The following is a 4375-nucleotide window of genomic DNA, read 5'->3' on the forward strand; positions in this document are numbered from 1 at the left end:
GGACGCCGGGACACCGCAGGGTCTCAGGTTTCCCGCGTTATCGTTGACGTCCATCGCGAGCGTGCTCGCTCCTACAGGTTTGCGAATTTCAGGAGTGCGCGCAGGTGCTCGCCGTCGGGTTGGGCCAGATCATCCAGCACCGCAAAATGGTGACATCCCGCAACCTCGATCAAGCTCACCACCTGCCCGGCCTCACGACAGGCAGCGGCGTACTCCCGCGAATGCCGAATCAACTCCGGCAACTCATCCCCTCCTACCGTCACCAGCAGCGGCGCACCGTCGCCGATCAGCCGTTGCGGGCTGTAGCGGCGGATCTCTTCTGCGCTCAGCTGCAACTTGTCGTTCAGCCAGCAGCGGCTGATGGGGTCGAGCTCCATCAGGCCGCTGATCGGCATGGCCAGGGACAGCAGCGGATGTTGGCGATGCAGCGCGGTCAGGTGGCCGCCCGCCGAGTGCCCGCAGAGCACCACCTGTGGGCCGATGTTCAAGGCTTCTCGGTGCGCCATTAAATAGTCCAGCGCCTTGCCGATCTGGCCGACAATGGTGCCCATGCTCGCCTCGGGCGCCAGGGTGTACTCCAGCAGGCCGACATTGAAGCCGGCCCCGATCAGGCCCTCAGCGATGAAGGCATAGTCGTCCTTGTCCGAGGCCTGCCAGTAGCCTCCGTGGATGAACAACAGCGTCGGCGCTCCGGCCTTCGCCTGGGCGTACCAGTCGAAGCGCTCGCGCAGCGCGTTGCCGTAAGCCACGTCTCGCTGCCAGGCATGACGGGCATAGGTCTCGGCACTGCGCTGGCGAAAGCCCTGCATGATCTGCGGGAAATTCCCCACCGCCGCCACGTTGTTGTAAGCCTGATTCAGGTCCATGACGGCTCACACTCCCAGGTAGCGTTGTGACAGTTCCGGTTGCGCCGCCAGCTCCTGCGGCGTCCCGTCCCAGACCTGCCGGCCCTTCTCGATGATGTGGTGACGGTCGACCACCCGCGCCATTTCCTTGAGGTTCTTGTCGATCACCAGAATCGTCTCGCCCTCGGCCTTGAGGGTCGCCAGGCAACTCCAGATCTGTTCGCGAATGATCGGCGCCAGGCCTTCGGTGGCTTCGTCGAGAATCAACAGGCTGGGGTTGGTCAGAAGCGCGCGTCCGACCACCAGCATCTGCTGCTCGCCACCGGACAAGGTGCGCGACAGCTGGTCCTGGCGCTCGAGCAAACGCGGGAACAGTTCATAGACGCGTTCCAGATCCCACTTGCCCTTGGTGGCGGTGGCCAGCAGGTTTTCCCGCACGCTCAGGGTGCCGAATGCCCGGCGACCTTCCGGCACTAACCCCAAGCCCGCCTTGGCAATGCGATAGGGCGCCGCGCCGCGCATTTCCGTGCCGTTGATGCGGATGCTGCCGGCGCTGGGCTTGAGCAGACCCATGATCGACTTGACCGTGGTGGTCTTGCCCATGCCGTTGCGGCCGATCAGCGACACCACCTGGCCCTGTTCGATACTCAGGTGCATGTCGAACAACACCTGGCTCAAGCCATAGCCCGCTTTCAAACCCTGAACTTCAAGCATGTTCTTCTCCCAGGTAAGCGGCCCGCACCTGCGGGTCGTTGCGCACTTGTTCGACGCTGCCGGTCAGCACGGTCTGGCCGTAGACCAGCACGGTGATGCGGTCGGCAAGGGCAAACACCGCGTCCATGTCGTGCTCCACCAGCAGGATTGCGTAGCGGCCCTTGAGACTGTGCAGCAGTTCGGTCATGCGCGCCGACTCGTCGGCCCCCATCCCGGCCATCGGCTCATCGAGCAGCAGCACCGAGGCTTCCTGCGCCAGTGCCAGGGCGATTTCCAGTTGCCGCCGTTCACCGTGGGACAGCTCATTGACCGGATCCTGCGCGCGAGGACCCAGGCCCACTTGCTGCAGGTAGCCCAGCGCAGGCTCCAGCAGGCGGGTGTCGCGGCTCAGCGGGCGCCACATGCCGAACGCCTTGCCTTCGCGGGCGGCGATGGCCAGGGCGACGTTCTCCTGCAGGGTGAATTCGGTGTACAGCTGGCTGACCTGAAACGCCCGAGCCAGGCCCAGGCGAGGGCGCTGCCAAGCCGGCACGCGGGTAATGTCCTGACCGTTGAGAAAAATCTGGCCGCGGTCGGGAAAAATCTCTCCGGCGATCTGCGCGATCAGCGTGGACTTGCCCGCGCCGTTCGGGCCGATGATGGCGTGCAGCTCGCCCTTGGCGAGTTCCAGGCTGGCGCCATTGGTGGCTTTCACCGCACCGAAGGCCTTGTGCAGATCGCGAATCGACAGTTGTGCGCTCATGGGCGGGCCTCCACGGCGGCGTTCGACGGGAGGGCGGCGATCTTCGGTTTACGTTGCAACAAGCTCAGCAGCAAACCGTAGACGCCTTTCTTGCCGAACAGCACCACCAGCAACAGCAGTGGCCCGAAGATCAGCATCCAGTGTTCGGTCCACTGGCTCAGCACCTGCTCCAGACCCAGGTAGGTGGCTGCACCCAGCAGCGGGCCGAGCAGGGTGCCGACGCCGCCGAGGATGACCATCGCCATCAGCTCGCCGGACTTGTGCCAGGCGCCCATGTCGGGGCTGACGAACAGCGCGTAGTTGGCCCACAGAATCCCCGCCAGTCCACCACCGGTGCCGGCGATCACGAAGGCCGTCAGGCGAAAGCGCAAGGGCTTGAGGCCCAGACTGACACTGCGCCGCTCACTCTGTTTGAGCCCGCGCAAGACGAAGCCGAACCGCGAATTGACCAGTCGCCGGCACAGCAGCAGCCAGCCGGCCAGTAACGCTACGCACAGGTAGTAGAAATGGTTGGCATCTCCCAGATCCAGGGCGCCGAAGGTATTGCGTTCGTTGAGCAGGATCCCGTCATCGCCGCCATACAGCGACAGCGAACCGAGCACGAAGTAGAGCATCTGGCCGAAGGCGAGGGTGATCATGATGAACTGCACGCCGCTGGTGCGCAGCGACAGGTAACCCACCAACAGCGAGAACAGCGCGCACACCAGCAGCGCCAGCGGCCACACCACCAGCGCGCTGTTGCTGCCGTCCCAGCCCCACAGCGGCATGCCCTGGGAGGTGTGAAAGGCAATGACGCCAACGATGTAGCCGCCCAGGCCGAAGAACGCGGCATGGCCGAAGCTGACCATGGCGCCGTAGCCAATCAACAGGTCCAGGCTGATGGCCGCCATGCCGTAGATGGCAAGGCGGGTGAAGAAGCTGACAAGATAGGGCTCGTGCAGCCAGTGGGCCAATAGCGGCATGCAGGCGAAAGTCGCCAGGCACGCAAGGTCAATGATGAGGCGTGGTGACATGACGTTCTCCTCAGGCTCGGGCCGGCAGCAGGCCGCGCGGACGCACCAGCAGCACCAGGGCCATGACGATGTAGGCGCTGGCGGAAATCAGCCCGGCGCTCAGGGTGCCGCTGGTTTCGCTGGGCAGCAGTTGATCCAGCAGCGGCGGAATGTAGGCGCGGCCCAGGCTGTCGACCATGCCGATCAGCAAGGCCCCCACCAGCGCGCCGCGCACCGAGCCGACACCGCCGACGACGATGACCACGAAGGTGGTGATCAGGATCTTCTCGCCCATGCCGATCTCCACCGACAGCAGCGGTGCCGCCATGAATCCGGCCAGCCCGCACAGCACACAACCGAAGACGAACACCAGGGTGTACAGACGGGCGATGTTGACGCCCAGCGCGCCGACCATTTCGTGATCGTCGGCCCCGGCACGGATCAACATGCCCAGGCGTGTGTGATTGATCAGCAGCCACATGCCCACCGCCACCAGCAATCCGGCACCGATGAACAGCAGCCGACTGACCGGGTACATCAGCCCCGGCAGCACTTCGACAAAGCTTGAATACCATTCGGGGGTGGGCATCGCCGGCGGGCTGCGACCGAAGATCAGGGTCAGCAGTTCGTTGCTGAAAAACACCACGGCCAGGGTCGCGAGCACCTGGTCCAGGTGATCGCGTTTGTAGAGGCGGCGCATGATCGAGGTTTCGATCAGCGCGCCGTAACAGGCCGAGCCGATCAGCGCAGCCAGGCCACCGAGCCAGAACGAACCGGTGGCCATGGCGGTGTAGGCGGCGCAGAACGCACCGACCATGTAAAAGGCACCGTGGGCGAGGTTGATCACGCCCATGATGCCGAAAATCAGGGTCAGGCCTGAGGCCAGCAGAAACAGCAGGGCGCTGTATTGCAGGCCATTGAGAATCTGTTCGAGCAATAGCATTTCAGCGTTCCTCATGAAAAGGCCGATTCATAACCCTGTAGGCGCGAGGCATTGCCCAATGCCAGTCATTCGAGTCGAACACATACCTGTGGCGAGGGGGCTTGCCCCCGTTGGACTGCGCAGCAGTCCCATTTTTTGG

5 protein-coding genes are annotated in these 4375 nt (G+C 64.0%); all 5 read right to left on the reverse strand.

All coding sequences use genetic code 11. From position 1 onward, the window contains the following. Positions 1–71: 71 nt before the first annotated feature. From ACW9JE_RS29070 to ACW9JE_RS29090, 5 genes are read right to left on the reverse strand one after another with little or no spacing between them, the layout of a single operon-like run. The gene (locus tag ACW9JE_RS29070) at positions 72–866 is read right to left on the reverse strand and encodes an alpha/beta hydrolase (protein WP_457434718.1); all 795 of its coding nucleotides are present in this window, start codon (positions 864–866) and stop codon (positions 72–74) included. Positions 867–872: 6 nt separating this feature from the next. Next, entirely contained in the window at positions 873–1559 is a 687-nt protein-coding gene (locus tag ACW9JE_RS29075) for an ABC transporter ATP-binding protein (RefSeq protein WP_457434719.1), read from the reverse strand. Then, a complete protein-coding gene (locus tag ACW9JE_RS29080; RefSeq protein ID WP_457434720.1) occupies positions 1552–2301 on the reverse strand; it encodes an ABC transporter ATP-binding protein in 750 nt (249 codons plus the stop codon). The genes ACW9JE_RS29075 and ACW9JE_RS29080 overlap by 8 nt, the downstream gene beginning before the upstream one ends. Then, entirely contained in the window at positions 2298–3314 is a 1017-nt protein-coding gene (locus ACW9JE_RS29085) for a branched-chain amino acid ABC transporter permease (RefSeq protein WP_457434721.1), read from the reverse strand. The genes ACW9JE_RS29080 and ACW9JE_RS29085 overlap by 4 nt, the downstream gene beginning before the upstream one ends. A gap of 10 nt (positions 3315–3324) precedes the next feature. Then, positions 3325–4236 (reverse strand): branched-chain amino acid ABC transporter permease, encoded by a 912-nt coding sequence (locus tag ACW9JE_RS29090; protein ID WP_224535586.1) that lies wholly within the window; start codon positions 4234–4236, stop codon positions 3325–3327. Positions 4237–4375: the final 139 nt, after the last annotated feature.

The organism is Pseudomonas sp. SDO55104_S430, assembly GCF_054070595.1.

What these genes read in the sequence shown, in the direction of transcription:
- ACW9JE_RS29070 (WP_457434718.1), bottom strand. Translation starts at nt 866, where the DNA reads ATGGACCTGAATCAGGCTTACAACAACGTGGCGGCGGTGGGGAATTTC.
- ACW9JE_RS29075 (WP_457434719.1), bottom strand. Translation starts at nt 1,559, where the DNA reads ATGCTTGAAGTTCAGGGTTTGAAAGCGGGCTATGGCTTGAGCCAGGTG.
- ACW9JE_RS29080 (WP_457434720.1), bottom strand. Translation starts at nt 2,301, where the DNA reads ATGAGCGCACAACTGTCGATTCGCGATCTGCACAAGGCCTTCGGTGCG.
- ACW9JE_RS29085 (WP_457434721.1), bottom strand. Translation starts at nt 3,314, where the DNA reads ATGTCACCACGCCTCATCATTGACCTTGCGTGCCTGGCGACTTTCGCC.
- ACW9JE_RS29090 (WP_224535586.1), bottom strand. Translation starts at nt 4,236, where the DNA reads ATGCTATTGCTCGAACAGATTCTCAATGGCCTGCAATACAGCGCCCTG.